Source organism: Weissella viridescens (assembly GCF_014789145.1).
In the GTDB taxonomy this organism is placed as follows: Bacteria; Bacillota; Bacilli; order Lactobacillales; family Lactobacillaceae; genus Weissella; species Weissella viridescens.
The window spans coordinates 1,375,371-1,395,067 of sequence record NZ_CP061835.1 but is presented as its reverse complement, the minus strand read 5'-3'; the positions used below and the strand labels follow the sequence as shown (position 1 = coordinate 1,395,067).

Below are 19,697 nucleotides of genomic sequence, written 5' to 3'. Positions count from 1 at the left end.
ATGACACAAGCACGCGTAACTGTTGAAACCCATGATGAAGGATTTACGCTTAAAACAAATGTACAATTACCACAATTGCATTGTTTAATTGATGGTGAAACCTTTATGTGGGTAGAAACAAAAGAAGAAGATCAATATGCCTATCACTTAGCGATGGACACCTTGACGTATATGATGACCAAAATGCCGAAAGCCCGAACATTTGTGCTATTTTATGGTCTTGATAAACGCACGTTGAGTTTCAATTATTTTGAAGTAACGTTTGCTGGAAAGTCGACACTTGAGGTTGATCAGCAGGCGGTGAGTTTATACCCAAGTATGGATGATAACTTACGTCTGGGCTTTAAGTGGTTAGGAAACGGGAAAATCTTAATTGAAGACATGTTCGTGAAAGAACTAACAGTTAGTCAGGGACAAGTTTTGATTACAGGTGATTTAATCTCTAATTTCATTCCTGTTCAGCGTCTGGATGTGATCGGTCATTTTACTGGCAGCGATACAAAAGTTGCGGTAATGACAGAAATCACCGACCAAAAACGGCTAGACCATAATCAATATCAGCAAACGATTAAAATGGGGATTCTACTTGAAGACTATGTGACATTTTTTGAACAGGTGTGGCAGAATCCGTTCGAAAATTGGAACTTTAATTTGACCTATCAGTTGGTTAATGATTGGTTTGCAAGTAGTGTTGTGAATTTTAATGTTAAGGTAACTCCTGATCAGTTAGAAGCGTTGAATGTGGTAACGGTTAACCACTCCCTTGATTGGCATGTTTTAGTACCGACTCGCTTAAATAATGCTAATTTTATTTTGCGAGGGTTGGTTGTTGATCAACAAGGGTTGACGCTTTTAAAGACACCGCAACCAACAACAGCAACTGATGTTATTTTTGTAGACGCAAAACAACAAGGGCCTGCTGAGCTGATGTATGCCTTTGCTAGTTTGCGAGCGCAACAACATCAGGATGTGTACTATGTGTCGATGACGGATGATATAGAAGATGACCATGTCTTGCGCTACGGAAGTGGTGCGCACCTCGCTCACTTGTTATCAGCGAAGACAATTGTCTATGCTGACCAGCTTGAAACCGTAGATGCCTTTAGAATTGAGTTGACGCAGCAAAAATTAAACAAAGTGCAAAAATTTTTTGTGCCATTTGATTTACAGCAAAAAATGCGTGAAACTGAGTTTAAGGCCATTCCCGCCAAAGATGTCACTGTCGTTACGGGTAACCCGCTCGAAACCAAGTATGCGAAAAATGTGGTGGGCTTAAAGTCGGATAAAATCATTGAAGTTGGTAAACCAATATTTGATCAGTGGTATGACCGCAATCAACAGCAGGTAACCGATACGGAAAAAGCCCAACAGGTCCTTTGGTCGATGACTCCGGAGTTAATGAGTCAAGTTGCCCAACATACCGAAATGATAACGGCAATGCAAGATAGTGGTAAGACGCATTATTGGGATAATCCAGCGCAAACAGCAGTGGCTAGTCAACCATTTGAAACGCTGGATGCGCAACTACCGGTGATATTAAATGATTATGCGTTGGTCATTACCGACGATGAGCAAATCGCTTTGCAAGCGAGTGCTTTACATATACCAATGGTGTTGATTGATGAAAATATTCAAAAACATGATGCCTATTATTGGTTGAGTGGACCAGCTTTTAAGACTTTGGCAATTGCTAAGATTGATTTATTAAAAATCTTAAAGGATCAATTCGAATTTGAACCCTATCTGGCCCAGAGCTACAACAACTTAAATAACTTTGATGATAGTAAAAGTGTAGAACGACTACTTGATTCAATTTAAAAAGAATGTCCATTGGACATTCTTTTTTAGTTTGTTTAAGGTTTAATATGGTTTAATTCTTTTTTAGAAATGAATCAAAGAATTGTGATGTGCTCGTAAATCGTGGCAGGTCACACGGAAACGAGGACCTGATGGAACAATTTATCGAATCGACGATTAATCAGTTTGGTTATCTGGCCATTACACTCTTAATCGCAATTGAAAATATCTTTCCACCGATACCGTCGGAATTAATTTTAACGTTCGCTGGCTTCTTAACAACTAATTCTAAACTAACCATTCTAGGTGCAATTTTAGCAGCAACACTGGGTGCTGGTCTTGGAGCGGCAGTCTTATATTGGATTGGAACGTTCTTGGACATGCCGACATTGGCGAAATTGGTTGATAGTCGTCTTGGACGTATTTTACATTTACGATTGAAAGACTTTGAACGGGCGGAGTATCATTTTAAAAAACACGGTCGTTTAGCAGTGTTTTTAGGCCGGTTTGTGCCTGTCGTACGGAGTCTAATTTCTGTTCCGGCTGGTATGACCAAAATGCCATTTGGGACCTTTATGCTGTATAGCTTAGCAGGTGCTGGAATTTGGAATACTGTCCTGATTGGCTTTGGACATTATGCAGGTAAAGCTTGGAAACAAGTCATGGTTGTCGCTGATGACTTTAAAATTATCATTTTAGTGGTATTGGCATTAGCTGTCTTAGTTGGGCTAGGTGTCCATTACCTAAAAAAGAATAAAAGAAAACAGGCTAAATCAACGGAGATTTAACCTGTATCTAAGCAAGGACCTTTGATAGGTGCTTGCTTTTTATTTATTTACGTTCACTTTATAAGGATTATGCTGGTCACAACAAACTAATCCACTAGGTCTGTGACAATGGTTTCAAGATGAATGCCGTGTGATCCTTTCAATAATAAGATATCAGTCGGCGTTAGGGTTGCTTTCAAATCAGCGAGTAATGCGGGTTTCTCGTCAACCGCATAATGGTGAACAGCACCAGCGGGATACTTGTCTTGCAAGGCCTCAACCAAGTTTTGCATTAAGTCGCCCACCAGATATACTTCCTGAATGGTTGCTGGGTCGAGCGCATCAGCTAAACTGGCATGTAATTCAGGACCCGCTTCACCTAATTCGAGCATATCACCAAGAACAGCCATGCGACGGCCATCTGTTGGAACTTCACTAAAGGCATGTAAGACTTCCTTTGCCGCAGTGGGGTTTGAATTGTAGACATCTGACAAAATCTTGCCACCAAAGTTACCTTCAAGCCATTGCGTCCGGTTAGCGGTAATTGGTGCTGTCGCTAAGGCTTGTGCCATCGTCGTATCGTCAACACCGAGTAAGTGGCCGACGCTAATGGCGGCAAGCGCATTAGCAACGTTGTAGCGTCCTGTGAGCGGAATTGTGAAAGTTTGGGCAGAAGCATTTGTGGTAAAACTTGCTTGCGTTGAAGTCATTGAAATGTTTGAAGCAAAGAGATCGTTATGGGCAGTAAGACCAAAACGAGTACTCTTTAAGCCGTCATTGGCACCAACACGTTCGACTAAGAGTGGTTCATCACCGTTGTAAACGAGTTCGCTGTCAGACTTGAATCCATCAATGATTTGCATTTTACCATCAGCGATATTGGCGCGAGTCTTGAAGAATTCAATATGTGCTTCGCCAATCATTGTCAAAACGGCAATGTCGGGGTGAACAAGTTTAGATAATTTGTCTAAATCACCAGGGTGATCCATTCCCATTTCCAAAACCAGTAATTCAGTTTGTTCGTCCATGGCAAGAATGGTTGTTGGCACCCCAATTTCATTATTAAAGTTTGCGGGTGTCTTAACTGTGTTGTACTTGGTTGCCCCGATGGCCGCAATCAAATCCTTAGTGGTTGTTTTACCATTTGATCCAGAAATGGCAACAATTTTTGGTTGTACGACAGTTAGGTAGTACTGTGCCAGATTTTGGAAAGCTTCAAGTGTATCTGGAACCAAAATTAAGGGGATTTCAGTCGGATAGGGGGTGTGGTCAATTTGCCAAAGACTGGCAGTAGCGCCATTTTCAACGGCACTAGCTAAATAATTATGACCATCGTTTTCTGCGACGAGCGGGATGAAAAGACTATCTGGTTTAGCAGCACGTGAATCAAAAGTGGTACTTGTTACTGTAACGGGTTGTTCATTTTTAATTTCTGCTGAGAGCGCTTGGGCAATCGTTTGAATTGTGAGTTTCATGTTAATCTTCCTTTGTTATTTGTCAGTTCTGTCTTTTAATTTTACACTGGAATAGAAACAACAAGCAAATTAAATCGAAATTGTTGTATACTGTAATGATAGAACTTTAAAAATTAAAACAGGTGGTCTGTTTAAAAGAGGTGGTAACATGGCTAAAACAATTGGTATTGATTTAGGTACAGCAAATGTCCTCATTTATGTAGAGGGCGAGGGCATTGTCCTAAATGAACCCTCAGTCGTTGCGATTGATACAAAAAAAGATAAGGTCTTAGCAGTCGGAACGGATGCATACAAGATGGTTGGACGTACCCCTGGAAATATCCGGGCAGTACGTCCCCTTAAAGATGGTGTGATTTCTGACTTTGATATGACTGAGGCAATGTTGTCTTATTTCATGTCAAAGCTAAAGGCTAAGGGTGTTATGAGTCGTCCTAGCATCATGGTCTGTGCACCAACAAATATTACTGAAATCGAACGTAAAGCAATTATTGAGGCCGCAGAAAAGTCTGGTGGCGGAAAAGTTTATCTAGAGTACGAACCAAAGGTTGCAGCAGTCGGGGCAGGATTAAACATTTTCTCACCAATTGCTTCAATGGTTATCGACATGGGTGGTGGAACTTCTGATATCGCTGTACTCTCATTGGGTGATATTGTACAAAGTGAATCAATTCGCGTCGCTGGTGATCGCTTGAACGCTGATATTGCAAATTACATTAAGCATGAATTTGGCTTGCAAATTGGTGAACGTACAGCTGAACAAGTTAAAATTGAACTTGGAACGGCTTTGCCAGTTGAAAACCCAGCTGAAATGGAAGTTCGTGGACGTGATACATTCACGGGGATGCCACGCACGATTACATTGGATGAAAACATGGTTGAAGCTGCAATGCACGATTCAATTAATCAAGTGGTTAAAGCAGCCCATCATGTCTTAGCTGAAATTCAACCAGAATTATCAGCAGACGTGATTGATCGTGGTATTGTGTTGACCGGTGGAGGAGCCTTGCTCCGTGGCATTGATCAATATCTTTCTGATGAACTTGGTGTTCCAGTCATGGTATCAGATAGCCCATTGGACAATGTTGCCAAGGGTGCTGGTGAACTACTTGAACACATTACAAAAACTGACACAAAGAGGGGATAATATGCCACGTAAAAATAAGCCAGTTGCCGTTGAAATTAGCGATGCAATTGATGGACAGTCAGAAGTAAAAATTAATAAGGTCGTTTTAGGTCAAATTAAAGAGAGTGACGATACAATTACAGTGATCTATCCAGATAATCACACTGTTAAAGCACCAGACTTTGATGCTGGGGTATCTATGTTGATTGCTGAATACAATCTACATCATTAGAGGTATTTAGATGTTTAAACGATTTTTTAACGCAAAAGGTGAGATTGATTGGTCAATCGTGTTTGTTGTTTTGATGTTAGCAATTATTGGATTGGCCTCAATCTATGTTGCAGCAACACACGATGCGACTGGAATTAATGTTAAGCGCATGGTCGCCATGCAATTCATCTATTATGTTCTAGGTGTCGTTGTGGTCATCTTCATTATGCAGTTTGACTCAGAGCAATTATGGCGTCTGGCCCCCTATATCTTTGGTATTGGGGTCTTCTTGATGGTCACTGTGCTGATATTCTATAGTCGCGCGTATGCTGCGCAAACGGGTGGAAAGTCATGGTTTGCATTAGGACCGCTGACGTTCCAGCCCTCGGAAGTGATGAAACCAGCATTTATTGTGATGCTGGCTCGGGTAATTGCGAAACATAATTATGATTATCCTGAGCATACAATTAAGTCGGACGAACGTTTGCTGTTGAAGATTATTGCCTGGACTATTCCGATTGTCATTTTAGTTTTGGCGCAACATGACTTTGGAACAATGTTAGTGTTCTTGGCAATCGTGTTTGGTATGACCATTGTTTCAGGAATTTCATGGAAAATATTGGGGCCAACCTTTATGGTTGCCGCAACCATAGGAACGGTAACGTTGTTATTGGTGACCCAGACTTGGGGACGGCACATTTTGGAGCAATTTGGTTTCCAAGCGTACCAGTTCTCGCGTGTCGACTCATGGCTTGATCCACAAGGGGATACCTCGAATGCAGGATATCAGCTGTGGCAGTCAATTAAAGCGATTGGATCCGGTGGTTTAACTGGAACTGGCTTTGATGTGTCACACGTGAATGTCCCTGTGCGTGAATCGGATATGATTTTTTCAGTAATCGGCGAAAACTTTGGTTTCATCGGAAGTGTGTTGGTCTTAGCGCTATACTTCCTCTTGATTTATCAAATTTTCCAAGTTGTTTATGATACGTCAAATCAGTTCTATGCGTACATTGCTGCAGGTGTTGTGATGATGCTACTCTTCCACATTTTTGAAAATATTGGCATGAACATTGGTTTGGTACCATTGACTGGGATTCCGTTACCGTTTATCTCGCAAGGTGGTTCGGCTATCATTGGAAATATGATTGGTATTGGACTGATTATGTCAATGCGTTATCATAATCAATCATTTACATTGTCAAACCGTCAAGGATTTGCATAAAATTTACTGAAGAGCAGTTTGGCCGAGAAGCTAGGCTGTTCTTTTTATGATAAAGGAGAAATCATGTTATCAATTGGATTTATTGGATCAGGAAACATTGCCCAAGCCATTATTAAAGGGTGGCGCGGTAATGATGAGATTAACCAACTTGTGTACTCAAAAAATAATGGTGCTAAAGTTGCTGAAGAATTGGGGATTGCGTCACGAATTTCAATTCTTGAGCTATGGCAGGATTCAGATATTGTCTTATTAGCTGTCCCAAAAAGTGCTTTATCAGAGATTCAAGCACAACTGAACATGGCCGCTATGGTCAAGCCAAGTGTCATCGTCACGTCCCTTATTGATGGTGTGAGTTTAGCAGAACTACAAGATATTTTTGGCGATCAAACAATCATTAGTCGGGCTGTTCCAAACATCAATGTTAGTACCCGTTCTGGATACACTGGTTTGAGTTTTCCAGAAGGTATTGATGAAGAAATTCGGGGTGCGATTGCGATGCTATTCTTGGAGCTCGGTCGTGTCGATGAATTTACTGAAGAACAATTGCCAGCAGTTAGTGCCATTGCTAGTGCCGGTCCAGCCTATGTCGCGGCTTTGGCAGACATTTTAGCTAATACTGCGCTAGAAAATGGAATTGATGTGCAACGGGCAGTTAGTATGGCAGAGCAAACGTTGTACGGTACAGCAACAACGATGCGTCAACTCCAACAAAGTCCTAATAGCATTGAAGTTGCGGCCAGTCCTGCTGACGGTGGAACAGAAGCAGCATTAGAGCATTTGGCTGAAGGTGGATTTGTTGAACTTTTGAAAGATGCTATCGCTGTTGCGCAAGATAAAAGCACACCAGAAAAATAAAATTTAAAAAAGTAGTTGTCAAAGCATTCAATATCTGATATTATAGATTTTGTTGTTAAAGCAACTACATTTTATGGCTCATTGGTCAAGCGGTTAAGACTCCGGTTTTTCACACCGGCATCCAGGGTTCAACTCCCTGATGAGCTATCATGAAAAATCCCACCCTTTCAAAGGTTGGGATTTTTTTGTATCATGAACAGTAACTCACTGAAACATCAATATGGGGGCTTATATGAAATTGATTATTACAGATTTAGATGGAACGCTATTGCATGATGATAAGCAGTTTAATGGCGCGTTATTGGACCAGGTGTTGCAACAACTAGACCAAGCAGGGGATCATTTTGTTATCGCGACAGGTCGTGAACTAAAATGGGTGCAAAAGGTTTTTAAAGGCTTTACAGACCGCATTGATATTGTTGCAAGTAATGGGGCTGTGGTGAAACCAGTTGGCCAACCTGCCGTGAAGACGATGATTAGCCAAGATACGTTAAGTGATTTACAGCATTTCTTAACGGAATCAGGACCGTTGCCTACTGGCGGATTACGGACGTATACTGATAGCGAAATGTATTTGGTTGATGGGATGGGGCAAATTGAGGATACAACGTATACCTTTATGCAGGATCTCTATGGTCAAATCCATCAAATTAACAGCTTAACAGAGGTTCCGGGTCCTGTAACAACGGTGACTGGTCGATGGGATGTAAAGCCCGAAGACGGTACGGATATGATGACGCGTTTAAATGACTCCGAGCTGCCGGTTTTTGCGACAACGTCTGGTTATGGAACTGTCGATATTTTACCGGAAGGTGTGAATAAGGCTGTCGCTTTAGCGCGGCTCATGCACCGAATTAATCCAGGTGAAGCGGGACAAATGGTAGCCTTTGGGGATGGCATGAATGATTATGAGATGTTGCAAGCAGCCAATCAAGGTTATGTTATGCCAAATGGCACGACCTTCCTATTAGAACAACCAGAATTTAAGCATGTGACTGAAGATAATAACCATGATGGTGTGCTTAAAACAATTCTAAGTTGGGCTTAGTCGCATGAAATTAAACATTGGACTGGTATAATTGGACTAGACCATCTATAATAGAAGTGAACATGTTACCTAGCTAATTTCATAGGGGGAAATGATGAGTAAAGTAATCGTACACGCTACTATTTATACTGGTAATGCAGATAGGCCTGTTATTGAAGATGGATTTATTCGTTTCAATAAGACCATACAAGATTTAGGTTCAATGGCAGATTTCACACCTAAAGAGGGCGATGAAACGATGCATATGGAACAAAAAATTATTGTTCCTGGCTTTATCGATGTGCATACGCATGGTGCCTACGGCTTCGATACAATGGATGGTAATGTCGAAGACATCTTGCAAATGGTTCAAGGGCAATTGAGTGAAGGAATCACAACTGTTTTTCCAACAACAATGACCCAATCGGTCGAAAATATTGATCAAGCGATGATTGCGATTAATGAAGCAGCACAGCAAGAACCCGCGATTAAAGGGGTCCATCTTGAAGGTCCATTTGTGAACCCACATTATAAGGGTGCACAACCTGAGCAATATATGATTGCACCATCAGTTGAACTCGTTAAAAAATGGAATGAATTGTCAGGTAATCGGGTCCGTTTGATTACGTATGCACCAGAACGTGCCGAAAATCTAGCTGAATTTGAAGATTATCTGTTGCAAGCGCACATTGTCGGATCAATTGGGCATTCAGATGCAACACGTGAGTTTTTGAAAGATCATGTAAAGGCTAATCGCGTGACCCACTTGTACAACGCGCAACGGCCCATGCACCATCGTGAAGCGGGTGTTACTGGGCATGCTATGCTTGAACCTAGCCTTAATGGTGAGTTGATTGTGGATGGATTCCACGTGGTCCCAGATATGGTTAAATTAGCTTATCAACTTAAGACCGCTGAACACATTGATTTAGTCACTGATTCGATGCGTGCCAAAGGTTTGGGGGATGGTGAATCAGAATTGGGTGGCCAAAAAGTATGGGTGAAGGATAAGCAAGCCCGTCTTGAAAATGGCGCTCTTGCTGGTTCAGTGCTAGAATTTGATGATGCATTCCGTAATATGATGACCTTTACGGGTGCAAGCATTGAGCAAGCAGTGCAAATGGCTTCGGTAAATCAAGCCAAAGAATTTAATTTAACACAAAAAGGAAGCTTGGAAGTGGGCAAAGACGCTGATTTGAACGTATTCACACACGATTTAAGTCAATTGACAGACACTTATAGTGTTGGACGTCATTTTACAAAGGCGGATGCTCCCAAGTAGGAGAGAAGAAAATGAAGGCACCGGTTTATATTAAAATTCATGATGAGATTCGCGAGGCGATTGATGCAGGTCGCTGGCGTCCCGGTGAAAAAATCCCCGCCGAGCGGGAACTTGCTGAACAATTTGATGTATCACGTATGACACTGCGCCAAGCAATTATGCTGTTGGTAGATGAAGGTGTGCTAGATCGACGTGTTGGGTCTGGAACCTTTGTGGCTGAACCAAAAGTACAAGAACAATTGAATGGCGTCCGTTCGTTTACCGATATGATGGCAGCAGCTGGTAAGGTGGCAACTTCAAAAACGATGAGCTATCATTTGATCTCTGCATCGACTTCTGAACAGAAGCGCTTGAATTTACCCGATAATGCTAAAGTGTTACGCATGGAGCGTGTACGTTATGGCGATGGAGAACCAATCGCCTTTGAGGTGGCTTCAATTCCCGCCGAATTGATTAAAGATTTGGATCGCGAAGCGTTGACTGGATCATTGTATAAAACGCTATATGACAAACAGGGCATTCGGGTAACCCGAGCTCAGCAGACGGTGACGGCAGCAGCTGTAACTGAACGTGTTGCTGAATTGTTAGATATGCGACGAGGAGATCCAATTTTAGTGTTACGGCAAATTACGTTTGATCAAAATGATCAACCATTTGAATACGTTCGTACGCAGTACGTTGGATCACGCTTCGAGTTTTTCTTGGATCGGTAATGACGACACATGCTGACTGAAAAAAGTACTTGCCGGTTAACGTTATTTCTGTTAATATTAAAACACTGTTGAAAACTGCAGCGGATTGTCCGCAGCTCGTCACCAATTGACCGACCTACCTCTTGGTAGAGAACATTACTAGTAGCCGCGCTGCAGTGGTGAAGGTGTGGGTCAATTGCACGAATGTGAGGCAATTCTCTAGAATTCAACAAAAATAAAAATTCTGGAGGACATTTAATATGTCACGTTATACTGGTCCTAAGTACCGTTTGTCACGTCGTCTAGGCGTTTCATTGTCAGGTAGTGGTAAAGAACTTGCACGTCGTGCGTATGCGCCTGGTGATCACGGTCAAGGCCGTCGTTCAAAGCCATCTGATTATGGTCTACAATTAGCTGAAAAGCAAAAGGTTCGTTTCACTTACGGATTGACTGAAAAGCAATTCCACAACTTGTTCAACAAGGCCGGTCGTGTCCGCAAGGGTACTCACGGTGATAACTTCATGATCTTGTTGGAACGTCGTTTGGACAACATTGTTTACCGTTTGGGCTTGGCCTCAACGCGTCAACAAGCACGTCAACTTGTAAACCACGGCCACATTTTGGTTGATGGTAAGCGTGTTGATATTCCTTCATACGAAGTTGCTGTTGGTCAAGAGATCACTGTTCGTGAGAAGTCACAAAACAACGTTTACATCCAAGCTTCATTGGATGCACAAGCTGGTACTTTGCCATTCGTTGAATTCAATCGCGATGAAATGAAGGGTTCACTTGTTCGTAACCCAGAACGTTCAGAATTGGATCACGAATACAACGAATCACTTATCGTTGAATACTACAACCGTTTGGGATAATTTAAACGTTATACCGAATTTGGTTCAAAAAAGCATGACAGTAATGTCGTGCTTTTTTTGTGCCTAAAAATAATCAAAATAGCCTGAAACACCTGTCACACGGTTGCAATCAATTAAAAAAAAGTAAAGAACCCCAAGTTAAGCTAAAAGCGACGTTAAATTCCCCCATTTGTGGCGTTAGCATGATAGGCTAGAAACAATTAAATCTGGGATAAAAGGAGTTTGGTAATTGGAAGCAATTACCAGTAAATGAGTGATGACAGAAATTGGCCATATTGTAATCGGTCTAATTGTGGTTTCTGCCGCAATCTACCTCATTGTGTTCATTTCTCAACGATTGACGGCCCATAAGGTGACCAAACTTAAGCAAGAAAAAGATGAATTGATGCAAATTCCAATGCGTGATCGCATTGTCGAAGGACGCCAACTCAGCTTGACGGGACAATCGTTACAGCAATTTGAAATACTAGAGCGTAAATATGAACAACTTGAAAAGCATGGGTTTGCTGACATTGATAGTCAGGCCGAACAGGTATTGTTTGACTCACAAGGTGCCAATTTTGTGAAGGCAACGCAATCATTGCACCAATTGCAACAGCAGGTGCGCGATGCTAAAACAACGGTTGATATCGTTAACCAAGGTTTGAGCGATTTAAAGCAACTTGATGCGGCACATAAACAAGCTGTGCAGGACTTGGAATCTGAATACCAAGAGTTACGTAAATTGCTTTTGTCTGAGAGTTTTCAATTCGGACCAGCGATTGATAAGCTTGAAGATGTCTTGAGTAATTTAGAAGATGAGTTTGCTGAATTTTCACGATTAACCGAGCGTGGTGATCATGCTGCTGCAGCGGACATTTATGAATCATTGGGGATGGAGACGACTCAGTTAGAACAACGTATTGATCAGATTCCAGCTTTGTATACAACCCTTGATACAACAATTAAGGATCAATTAGTTGAATTGAATGCCACGTATAATCGACTACATGATGAAGGCTTCTTATTTGACACGGATATTGCACAAACTTTGGATCAATTGGAAACAGAACGTCAATCCGCATTAGATGCGCTGGCCGATTTACTTTTGAAAAAGGTATCAGAACAAATTGACGTGTTACAAACGCAAATTGATACGCTATATGAGACATTTGAACAAGAAATGCAAGCGCAAAAGGCAGTCGTCCAACATAATACTGAGTTGGGTGAAGGCTTACGTCAAAATAAGTTGTTGAATCATGATCTCAACATTGAATTGGATCGTTTATCGCAAGACTTTATTTTTACAAAGGACGAAGATGGTATGGTTCGTAGTTGGCATCTGCAACTATCTAACTTAGATCGTCAAATTTCAGATATGAAGATTGCGGTGAATGCGCATGAAGTAGTCTACTCACAAGTCTTGGAACCTCAAGCAAATATTCGAGCCGAACTGATTCGGATTGAAAAAGAACAGCGTGAGTTATGGCAAGAATTTGCTGAACTACCTGGTCGTCTTAATCAACAAAGAAGTCGCTTGGTCGTCTTAAAGAATAAGATGCGTCAGATTCAAGGTCGGGTTGAGCGCCAAGGTTTGCAAGGTATCTCAAATCAATATAAATCTGATTTTTATATTGTTTCAGACGAACTCGAACGCTCAGAGAAGCAAATGAATGCAGCGCGCATTAATATTGACGATGTCGCGCGACAATTAGCAATTGTAAGCACAGATTTGGATAGTTTGGATGAAGCGACAGAAAAGATGCTTGAAGCGGCCGCGGTCACTGAGCGCTTAGTACGTAAAGCACAAAATTATCCTGATAATCCAGAAATCGTGGAAGCAACTAAACAAGCACGTTACTACTACGAACGGGAATTCGATTATACGCAAGCTGCTGACATTTTAGGAGCAGCTTTGGAGCAAGTTGACCCAGGTATTTTAGAACGGACGGTTACGCTTTATCGACAAGAACAAGCAGCGTTACAAGCAGAGTTTGCTGAAAAAGAAACCCAAACAGAACGATAACGTATAAAAAGACTTTCGATATGATCGAGGGTCTTTTTTTGTGGCTAATGTGGCGGATGGAAGCTTATTTTTTGTGCTGCATACAAAAAAACGCCCCACGTGATTGTGGGAACGTTTACTGAAAGACTTGCTTAGAAGCTTATTTAATTGTGACGTACAAGAAAACAAGGAAGACTAAGGCCAAGACATACATTAATGGGTGGACTTGCTTACCACGCTTAGTTGCAAGCATCATGATAGGGTACAAGATGAAACCAAGGGCAATACCATCAGAAATGGAATAAGTCAAAGGCATACCAATGATAATCATAAAGGCGGGAGCAGCAACGGCAAAATCATCCCAATTAATATCACGTAGGTTTGAAGCCATGAGCACCCCAACCACAATAAGTGCGGGTGCAGTGACTTGAGGTGTGATAATTGCTAACAAAGGTGAGAAGAGCAAGGCGAAGAGGAATAGGACACCAGTCGTAATTGCTGAAACACCACTGCGACCACCGACTGCCATTCCTGAAGAAGATTCGACGTAAGCAGAAGTTGGGGATGTTCCTAAGACGGCACCCGCGGTCATACCGACGGCATCAGCCATCAAGGCGCTACCAACACGAGGCATCTTGTTATCTTTCATAAATCCAGCTTGGGTTGCCAAACCAATCATAGTTCCTGCTGTGTCGAAGAATGTAACAATTAAGAAAGTTAATACCACAATCCAAAGTTGCAATGAATTGATATCCCCTAAGTGGCTGATTGCAACACCGAATGTGGGCTTAAGAGATGGGGCAGTTGAGATAAGGTGATGTGGAAAATCAATTAAACCAGTCAACATACCAGCAATTGTTGTAATGATCATACCAACGAAGATTGCGGCAGGAACCTTTCGGGCCATTAGGATAAAAGTAACCAAAACACCAAAGACCGCTAAGAGTGTTGCTGGCTGGCTGAGATGTCCCAATCCAACCAGAGTTGCATCGTTTTTAATGATCACGCCAGCATTTACCAGTCCGAGAAAGGCGATGAATAAGCCAATTCCGGCGGCAATGGCAATTTTTAGGTCCTGCGGAATGATATCAATAATCAATTCACGAACTTTGAATAAAGTCATGATTAAGAAAATAATAGCAGCAACTAAAACGCCAGCAATGGCGGTTTGCCAAGGGATGCCCATCCCAACGACAACCGAATAAGCGAAGAACGCATTCACACCTAGACCTGGTGCAATTCCGATTGGGTAACGGGCAACCACACCCATAAAGATGGTGGCGATGGCACTAGCCAAGGCTGTGGCTGTGAAGACAGCCCCTTTATCCATCCCCGCTGCACCTAAGACAGTTGGGTTGACGAATAGAATGTAGGCCATTGAAACGAAAGTTGTTAATCCAGCAATGATTTCAGTTCGAAAGTTCGTATTTAACGTATCAAACTGAAAGTATTTGCGAATAGTATCCATTGGATCCTCCTAAAATGTGGGGTTATAAGTCGTGACAATTTCATATTTTAAGGCTATTTTAGGAGTAAGTCAATGTAAACACGAACTTTAGTTTTTTAAAACGATTAAATAGCTGAATAAAGCGAACAATTGTTTTTTGAAAAACTTGTCAAGCGCATCGTTTGTTGTTAAAATAGATCTGCACTGTGATTGAGACGTAATGTTCGCATTTTGCGAACTTTGTCAAGACAAGCGGTGCATACTGAAACAGTTAAAAACGTTATTTCAAATGATAGAAATGAGGAATCCTTACACATGGCAGGAATCGTAGTAGTTGGTAGTCAATGGGGTGATGAAGGTAAAGGAAAGATTACAAACTTCATTGCACAAGATGCTGATATGGTTGTACGTTACCAAGGTGGTAACAATGCTGGGCACACTATTTATGTTAATGGTGAGAAATTTGAATTGTCATCAATTCCATCAGGAATTTTTGATCCCGAACGCTTGGCTGTAATTGGAAATGGTTCTGTGGTGAACCCTAAGGCCTTGCTTGAAGAATTACATTCTATTCAAGTTAAAAATGTGACCACTGATAATTTACGAATTTCAGACCGTGCTCACGTGATTTTCCCTTATCATATGTTGATTGACCAATTATCTGACGCTAAGAAGGGTGACGGTAAGATTGGTACGACTGGTCGCGGTATTGGACCGGCCTATATGGATAAGGCTGCTCGTGTAGGTATTCGAATGACTGATTTGTTAGATGAAGATATTCTACGTGAACGTCTGACACCAGTTTTGGCAGACAAAAACGAATTACTAGAAAAAATTTATGATCATGCACCACTTGATTTAGATGAGCTAGTCACAGAATTTGCCGGTTATGGAGATGCTTTGCGTCCATATATTACAGATACAGCTGTACTAGTTAATGATTACTTGGATTCTGACAAGCAGGTATTGCTTGAAGGCGCCCAAGGTGCCATGTTGGATATTGACCATGGTACATATCCATATGTAACGTCTTCATCTCCTGTTGGTGGAGGAGCTACTATTGGTGCTGGAATTGGTCCAACTAAGATTGATTGTGTTGTTGGGGTTGCTAAGGCCTATACGTCACGTGTTGGAGATGGACCTTTCCCAACTGAATTGTTTGACGAAGTTGGTGAGACGATTCGTCGTGTCGGGCATGAATATGGTGTCGTGACAAAGCGTCCACGCCGAATTGGTTGGCTTGATACTGTTGTGTTACGTCATGCAGCTCGTATTGGTGGGTTCACTCACCTATCACTAAACTCATTGGATGTGCTTTCTGGATTGCCAACATTGAAGATTGCAGTTGCCTATAAGCTTGACGGCGAAACAATCGAACACTACCCAGCTAGCTTAGCTGAAGTGCGTCGTGCAGAACCGGTGTATGAAGAATTACCTGGTTGGGATGAAGATATTACCGGTGTACGTCGTCGCGAAGACTTACCTGAAAATGCACAACGTTACTTGAAGCGTGTCGAAGAGTTGATTGGTGTGCCACTATATACTTTCGCAGTCGGACCTTCAAACGAACAAACCAATGTCTTATTTAATATTTGGAACGAAGAGGCTTAATTAATGGAATACAAGTTGCAACAAACGGTCCTAACACCTGAAGATATTCAAGCAATGGTGCAACGGGTGGCCAGTGAAATTAATGCCGCAACGGCTGATGAAGAATTAGTCGTGGTTGGTGTAATGAAGGGGGCCTATATTTGGATGGCTGACCTTTTGCGGGCGATGGACCGTCACGATGTAATTATGGATTATATTGATGTTTCCAGTTATGTTGGGGATCATTCGACTGGACACATTACGATTCAACGTGACCTAAAAACCGATTTAGCTGGTAAAACGGTGTTAATCATGGATGAAGTGGTTGATTCTGGACTAACTTTACGTTACTTAAAGGCTGACTTTGAGCAACGCGGTGCTAAACGTGTTTATATTGCAGTGGCCACAGATAAGCGTCCGGATGGTTTCAATGGGGATGTTGATGTTGACTTTGTCGGAGCTAAAGTGCCGAATGAATTTTTAGTTGGTTACGGTATGGATTATAATGAAAACTTCCGTAATATGGATTCAGTTAAAATTTTAGAATTATTAGACGACTAAATAAAAAAGGTATTCTCATTTGAGAATACCTTTTTTAGCGTTGTTGTAGAAAAATGATTAAAACCGTTATCATTTCAAAGAATGATAAAAACCCCATACGATATTTGAACTTAAGATCGAAGTTAATGAAAACCATCCAGGTAATCACAATGACAACAATCGCCAAGAAGGTCCAAAAGTTCCAAGGTAACGTTAAAACGTTAATTAATAGAATGATGCCAAATATAAGGCTAGTAATACGCTTGTTTTGTCCATCTGGAATGAAAATACTACTCATATAATAGAGGTAGCAAAGAAATAACGGCAGTAGACTTAACAGAAAAGGGGTCGTTAAAAATGTGTTTTGTTGATAAAAAATAACGACCGGTAATGAGAGTGTGGCAATCCCAGAGTAAAGTATTAATCCCAGAATATTCTGTAAATTTAACCAACTAATGTTAATCAGAAACAGACTTAGTGGTAATAAAATCAATAGAATGATTTGCTGGACCGTCATTTGTTGGTACAAAAAATAAATGAATGCGAGTGGGACTAAAATGAATAAATAATTGATACGGGATGTTAATCCGTATGAAAAAGTTAGGTAAGTCGCCAGGGCCAGTAAGATACTATAAAAAACTAAGAGTGGATTTTCCTGCCAAGGACCACCAACAAGATGTTTTGAATAGATGAGTGGATAAATCCACCAGATGGCTAGCTGTGATAAAACTGAAACGACCATCAAAACCCAGAACATCTTATCAGTGTAAATAGGTTGCGGGCGACGATGTGGACGCTTAGGGGTATGTCCGACGGTCTCTTCAACGGTGTTGAGCTGATCGAGGCGATTGAGCCGGTTGGTATAATCTTGATCCATAGGGCTGCCTTTCATGAATTTGTATGTATTTAAGTAAAATGTCTTCATTAATTCTAACATAAACTTGGGAAATGGCTGAAAATAAGTGATGGTAGTGATGGGATATCAAGTAAAAAGGTAGCATTCTACAAGTCAGACGTTTAAAATAGAAAAGGTTTAGAACGTTTTTTTAATATTGAAGATAAGAATAAAAAAGGCAGGTATAGCATATGGCCATTAGATTAATTGCCACGGATATGGATGGCACCTTATTGAATGACGACAAAAAATTCAATACGGAACGGATGCAACAATTGTTGAAGCAAATGCAAGCACAAGACATTCGCTTCGTTGCCGCTAGTGGCAACCAAAGGGCAAAATTGGAATCTTATTTTGAGCCAGTTGGTGCAGACCAGGTGACCTATATTTCTGACAATGGGGCTGTTGTGACAAGTCAAGATACGATTATTGCAGAGCAAGCACTGAGTCGTGAACAAGTACAGGCTGTTTTGGAATGGAATGCAAAGCATTTTTCCGTTCAAGATAATCTTATTTTGATTTCTGGAGTGAATGGTGCATATGTTTCAAACCATGCGACGCCAGAACTAATGAAAATGCTCCATTTCTTCTTTCATAATCTATACCAAGTTGAAAAATTTAGTGACATTGAAGATGATATCCTGCGCGTTTCATTAATTTGGGAGCAAGATGCAGATGTAAACCCACACATTGAGTCGCTCAAGACTGAATTTGAGGGTGAGATGCACGTTACAGGATCAGGCTTTGGGATGGTCGATATCTTAGCGCCAAACGTGAACAAGCGGACAGCCCTTGAAGCTTTGGCGAAAAAATGGCATTTGACGCCAGCAGAAATGGTGGCAATTGGTGATAACGCCAATGATTTAGAGATGCTTAACTATGTTGGACATCCCTTTGTGATGCCAAACGCAGAACCATTTATGCATGAAGCAATTTCAGAAACAGCATTAGCTGATAACAATCATGATGGTGTTCTAGATACGATTGAAGCCATTCTGAAGGGTGACCTGGCTTAATTTTAAGGAATTATTTATAAAATTTAGACGCAATACCTGATAAGATTGTTGTTAGTGCGAATTATGCATAAAAACAAATAACACTACATTTGATGGCGGAGGAATTGCCATGATTTTTAATCGTTCAAAATCGATGCCAGATGACGTCCCCGCGACTTTAGATCTGGATCGAATTCCCAAGCATGTTGCGATGATTATGGATGGGAATGGTCGTTGGGCCAAAAAAAGAGGGATGCCAAGAATTGCTGGGCATCAACGTGGCATGGAAGTTGTTAAGACGGTTGCTAAAGCTGCCGCTGAGGTAGGTGTTGAAGTCTTAACGTTATATGCCTTTTCAACTGAGAATTGGAAACGCCCTGAAGATGAAGTTGGTTTCTTGATGAAACTACCAGGTCGGTTCTTTGATACGTTTATTCCAGAGCTAAAAGCTAATAATATCCGCGTAGAAATCATTGGAGATATCACTGGAGTACCAACTGATACGCAACGCGTTGTTTTAGATGCCGTGGCACAAACAGCAGATAATACCGGTATGGTTTTGAACTTTGCCTTGAACTACGGGTCGCGGGCTGAGATTGTTACCGGTGTTCAAGAAATTGCGACGGCAGTCGCACAAGGTGAACTTGCTGTTGATGACATCACGGAAAATACGGTGAGTCAGCATCTCATGACACGTCAACTTGGCGCTTTAGCTGATCCAGATTTGTTAATTCGGACTGGTGGGGAAGAACGATTGTCGAATTTCTTACTTTGGCAATCGGCCTATGCCGAATTTGTCTTTACAGATGTGTTGTGGCCAGATTTGACGGCAGACATTTTCTTTGACAATCTGATCACCTACCAAAATCGCGACCGCCGTTTCGGTGGACTCGTTGAAAACAAGAGTAACCAAAAGTAAA

18 protein-coding genes and 1 tRNA gene are annotated in these 19,697 nt (G+C 41.4%); 16 read left to right on the top strand and 3 right to left on the bottom strand.

Annotated elements, in window-relative coordinates:
- Together IE337_RS06925 and IE337_RS06920 are read left to right on the top strand one after the other, a co-directional pair.
- Window positions 1–1,818, top strand: a complete 1,818-nt coding sequence (locus IE337_RS06925; protein WP_191136266.1) for a hypothetical protein — start codon at window positions 1–3, stop codon at window positions 1,816–1,818.
- Between the two features lie 131 nt (window positions 1,819–1,949).
- A complete protein-coding gene (locus tag IE337_RS06920; protein WP_057746634.1) occupies window positions 1,950–2,585 on the top strand; it encodes a DedA family protein in 636 nt (211 codons plus the stop codon).
- Window positions 2,586–2,671: 86 nt separating this feature from the next.
- Here the strand turns inward: IE337_RS06920 and IE337_RS06915 are convergent, their stop codons facing one another.
- Entirely contained in the window at window positions 2,672–4,039 is a 1,368-nt protein-coding gene (locus IE337_RS06915; protein WP_191136265.1) for a UDP-N-acetylmuramoyl-tripeptide--D-alanyl-D-alanine ligase, read from the bottom strand.
- A gap of 148 nt (window positions 4,040–4,187) precedes the next feature.
- On the opposite strand from IE337_RS06915, the gene mreB reads away from it, so the two are divergent.
- From mreB to IE337_RS06865, 10 genes are all read left to right on the top strand, one after another.
- A complete protein-coding gene (mreB, locus tag IE337_RS06910) occupies window positions 4,188–5,183 on the top strand; it encodes a rod shape-determining protein (RefSeq protein ID WP_057746629.1) in 996 nt (331 codons plus the stop codon).
- Window position 5,184: 1 nt separating this feature from the next.
- Window positions 5,185–5,394 carry a DUF2969 family protein gene (locus IE337_RS06905; RefSeq protein WP_057746626.1) on the top strand — a complete coding sequence of 70 codons (210 nt, stop codon included), beginning with the start codon at window positions 5,185–5,187 and terminating at the stop codon, window positions 5,392–5,394.
- Window positions 5,395–5,404: 10 nt separating this feature from the next.
- Window positions 5,405–6,598: an FtsW/RodA/SpoVE family cell cycle protein gene (locus IE337_RS06900; RefSeq protein WP_191136264.1), complete on the top strand. Its 1,194-nt coding sequence runs from the start codon at window positions 5,405–5,407 to the stop codon at window positions 6,596–6,598.
- 63 nt (window positions 6,599–6,661) lie between these two features.
- A complete protein-coding gene (locus tag IE337_RS06895; protein ID WP_191136263.1) occupies window positions 6,662–7,453 on the top strand; it encodes a pyrroline-5-carboxylate reductase family protein in 792 nt (263 codons plus the stop codon).
- Between the two features lie 75 nt (window positions 7,454–7,528).
- A tRNA-Glu gene (locus IE337_RS06890) sits at window positions 7,529–7,600 on the top strand.
- Between the two features lie 85 nt (window positions 7,601–7,685).
- Window positions 7,686–8,501, top strand: coding sequence for an HAD family hydrolase (locus IE337_RS06885; protein ID WP_191136262.1), 816 nt, complete (start codon window positions 7,686–7,688; stop codon window positions 8,499–8,501).
- A gap of 94 nt (window positions 8,502–8,595) precedes the next feature.
- Complete coding sequence (gene nagA, locus IE337_RS06880) at window positions 8,596–9,762, top strand: N-acetylglucosamine-6-phosphate deacetylase (protein WP_191136884.1); 1,167 nt, start codon at window positions 8,596–8,598, stop codon at window positions 9,760–9,762.
- A gap of 11 nt (window positions 9,763–9,773) precedes the next feature.
- Window positions 9,774–10,475: a GntR family transcriptional regulator gene (locus IE337_RS06875; protein WP_191136261.1), complete on the top strand. Its 702-nt coding sequence runs from the start codon at window positions 9,774–9,776 to the stop codon at window positions 10,473–10,475.
- Window positions 10,476–10,714: 239 nt separating this feature from the next.
- Window positions 10,715–11,326, top strand: coding sequence for a 30S ribosomal protein S4 (gene rpsD / locus IE337_RS06870; protein WP_072152358.1), 612 nt, complete (start codon window positions 10,715–10,717; stop codon window positions 11,324–11,326).
- A 256-nt stretch (window positions 11,327–11,582) separates the two neighbouring features.
- Window positions 11,583–13,331 (top strand): septation ring formation regulator EzrA, encoded by a 1,749-nt coding sequence (locus tag IE337_RS06865; RefSeq protein ID WP_191136260.1) that lies wholly within the window; start codon window positions 11,583–11,585, stop codon window positions 13,329–13,331.
- A 139-nt stretch (window positions 13,332–13,470) separates the two neighbouring features.
- On the opposite strand, the gene IE337_RS06860 is transcribed toward IE337_RS06865, so the two are convergent.
- Window positions 13,471–14,778: an NCS2 family permease gene (locus tag IE337_RS06860; RefSeq protein ID WP_112468194.1), complete on the bottom strand. Its 1,308-nt coding sequence runs from the start codon at window positions 14,776–14,778 to the stop codon at window positions 13,471–13,473.
- 294 nt (window positions 14,779–15,072) lie between these two features.
- Here IE337_RS06860 and IE337_RS06855 point away from each other — a divergent pair, with 294 nt between their 5' ends.
- Both IE337_RS06855 and IE337_RS06850 read left to right on the top strand, forming a co-directional pair.
- Entirely contained in the window at window positions 15,073–16,368 is a 1,296-nt protein-coding gene (locus IE337_RS06855; protein WP_191136259.1) for an adenylosuccinate synthase, read from the top strand.
- 3 nt (window positions 16,369–16,371) lie between these two features.
- Window positions 16,372–16,908, top strand: coding sequence for a phosphoribosyltransferase (locus IE337_RS06850; protein ID WP_057746597.1), 537 nt, complete (start codon window positions 16,372–16,374; stop codon window positions 16,906–16,908).
- A gap of 34 nt (window positions 16,909–16,942) precedes the next feature.
- On the opposite strand, the gene IE337_RS06845 is transcribed toward IE337_RS06850, so the two are convergent.
- On the bottom strand, window positions 16,943–17,764 hold the full coding sequence (locus tag IE337_RS06845) for a hypothetical protein (protein WP_191136258.1): 822 nt from the start codon (window positions 17,762–17,764) through the stop codon (window positions 16,943–16,945).
- Window positions 17,765–17,973: 209 nt separating this feature from the next.
- Between IE337_RS06845 and IE337_RS06840 the strand changes: the two genes are divergently transcribed.
- Window positions 17,974–18,798, top strand: a complete 825-nt coding sequence (locus IE337_RS06840) for a Cof-type HAD-IIB family hydrolase (RefSeq protein ID WP_191136257.1) — start codon at window positions 17,974–17,976, stop codon at window positions 18,796–18,798.
- A gap of 109 nt (window positions 18,799–18,907) precedes the next feature.
- Window positions 18,908–19,696: an isoprenyl transferase gene (locus tag IE337_RS06835; RefSeq protein WP_057746588.1), complete on the top strand. Its 789-nt coding sequence runs from the start codon at window positions 18,908–18,910 to the stop codon at window positions 19,694–19,696.
- Window position 19,697: the final 1 nt, after the last annotated feature.

Excerpts from the sequence above, each read along its gene's own strand:
- IE337_RS06925 (WP_191136266.1), top strand. The coding sequence starts at position 1 with ATGACACAAGCACGCGTAACTGTTGAAACCCATGATGAAGGATTTACG.
- IE337_RS06920 (WP_057746634.1), top strand. The coding sequence starts at position 1,950 with ATGGAACAATTTATCGAATCGACGATTAATCAGTTTGGTTATCTGGCC.
- IE337_RS06915 (WP_191136265.1), bottom strand. The coding sequence starts at position 4,039 with ATGAAACTCACAATTCAAACGATTGCCCAAGCGCTCTCAGCAGAAATT.
- mreB (WP_057746629.1), top strand. The coding sequence starts at position 4,188 with ATGGCTAAAACAATTGGTATTGATTTAGGTACAGCAAATGTCCTCATT.
- IE337_RS06905 (WP_057746626.1), top strand. The coding sequence starts at position 5,185 with ATGCCACGTAAAAATAAGCCAGTTGCCGTTGAAATTAGCGATGCAATT.
- IE337_RS06900 (WP_191136264.1), top strand. The coding sequence starts at position 5,405 with ATGTTTAAACGATTTTTTAACGCAAAAGGTGAGATTGATTGGTCAATC.
- IE337_RS06895 (WP_191136263.1), top strand. The coding sequence starts at position 6,662 with ATGTTATCAATTGGATTTATTGGATCAGGAAACATTGCCCAAGCCATT.
- IE337_RS06885 (WP_191136262.1), top strand. The coding sequence starts at position 7,686 with ATGAAATTGATTATTACAGATTTAGATGGAACGCTATTGCATGATGAT.
- nagA (WP_191136884.1), top strand. The coding sequence starts at position 8,596 with ATGAGTAAAGTAATCGTACACGCTACTATTTATACTGGTAATGCAGAT.
- IE337_RS06875 (WP_191136261.1), top strand. The coding sequence starts at position 9,774 with ATGAAGGCACCGGTTTATATTAAAATTCATGATGAGATTCGCGAGGCG.
- rpsD (WP_072152358.1), top strand. The coding sequence starts at position 10,715 with ATGTCACGTTATACTGGTCCTAAGTACCGTTTGTCACGTCGTCTAGGC.
- IE337_RS06865 (WP_191136260.1), top strand. The coding sequence starts at position 11,583 with ATGACAGAAATTGGCCATATTGTAATCGGTCTAATTGTGGTTTCTGCC.
- IE337_RS06860 (WP_112468194.1), bottom strand. The coding sequence starts at position 14,778 with ATGGATACTATTCGCAAATACTTTCAGTTTGATACGTTAAATACGAAC.
- IE337_RS06855 (WP_191136259.1), top strand. The coding sequence starts at position 15,073 with ATGGCAGGAATCGTAGTAGTTGGTAGTCAATGGGGTGATGAAGGTAAA.
- IE337_RS06850 (WP_057746597.1), top strand. The coding sequence starts at position 16,372 with ATGGAATACAAGTTGCAACAAACGGTCCTAACACCTGAAGATATTCAA.
- IE337_RS06845 (WP_191136258.1), bottom strand. The coding sequence starts at position 17,764 with ATGGATCAAGATTATACCAACCGGCTCAATCGCCTCGATCAGCTCAAC.
- IE337_RS06840 (WP_191136257.1), top strand. The coding sequence starts at position 17,974 with ATGGCCATTAGATTAATTGCCACGGATATGGATGGCACCTTATTGAAT.
- IE337_RS06835 (WP_057746588.1), top strand. The coding sequence starts at position 18,908 with ATGATTTTTAATCGTTCAAAATCGATGCCAGATGACGTCCCCGCGACT.